At 53.2% G+C, this 1,087-nt stretch carries 1 rRNA gene; it reads right to left on the bottom strand.

Going from position 1 to position 1,087, the window contains the following annotated elements:
- A 16S ribosomal RNA gene (locus tag R7D93_RS25955) occupies window positions 1-1,087 on the bottom strand; the annotation flags it as partial.

The raw sequence follows: 1,087 nt of genomic DNA, 5'->3' as shown, positions 1-1,087 counted from the left end.
TAAGGAGGTGATCCAGCGCCAGGTTCCCCTAGCGCTACCTTGTTACGACTTCACCCCAGTCATGAACCACAAAGTGGTAAGCGTCCCCCCGAAGGTTAAACTACCTACTTCTTTTGCAGCCCACTCCCATGGTGTGACGGGCGGTGTGTACAAGGCCCGGGAACGTATTCACCGTGGCATTCTGATCCACGATTACTAGCGATTCCGACTTCATGGAGTCGAGTTGCAGACTCCAATCCGGACTACGACGCACTTTTTGGGATTCGCTCACTTTCGCAAGTTGGCCGCCCTCTGTATGCGCCATTGTAGCACGTGTGTAGCCCTACTCGTAAGGGCCATGATGACTTGACGTCGTCCCCACCTTCCTCCGGTTTATCACCGGCAGTCTCCCTGGAGTTCCCGACATTACTCGCTGGCAAACAAGGATAAGGGTTGCGCTCGTTGCGGGACTTAACCCAACATTTCACAACACGAGCTGACGACAGCCATGCAGCACCTGTCTCAGAGTTCCCGAAGGCACCAATCCATCTCTGGAAAGTTCTCTGGATGTCAAGAGTAGGTAAGGTTCTTCGCGTTGCATCGAATTAAACCACATGCTCCACCGCTTGTGCGGGCCCCCGTCAATTCATTTGAGTTTTAATCTTGCGACCGTACTCCCCAGGCGGTCTACTTAACGCGTTAGCTCCGAAAGCCACGGCTCAAGGCCACAACCTCCAAGTAGACATCGTTTACGGCGTGGACTACCAGGGTATCTAATCCTGTTTGCTCCCCACGCTTTCGCATCTGAGTGTCAGTATCTGTCCAGGGGGCCGCCTTCGCCACCGGTATTCCTTCAGATCTCTACGCATTTCACCGCTACACCTGAAATTCTACCCCCCTCTACAGTACTCTAGTCTGCCAGTTTCAAATGCTATTCCGAGGTTGAGCCCCGGGCTTTCACATCTGACTTAACAAACCACCTGCATGCGCTTTACGCCCAGTAATTCCGATTAACGCTCGCACCCTCCGTATTACCGCGGCTGCTGGCACGGAGTTAGCCGGTGCTTCTTCTGTCGCTAACGTCAAATAATGCAGCTATTAACTACAC

Origin of the sequence: Vibrio sp. YT-15 (genome assembly GCF_033337445.1) — a bacterium.
Lineage (GTDB): Bacteria > Pseudomonadota > Gammaproteobacteria > Enterobacterales > Vibrionaceae > Vibrio > Vibrio alginolyticus.
Note: the sequence above shows the minus strand (reverse complement) of the source record. Positions and strands in the feature narration are given on the sequence as shown.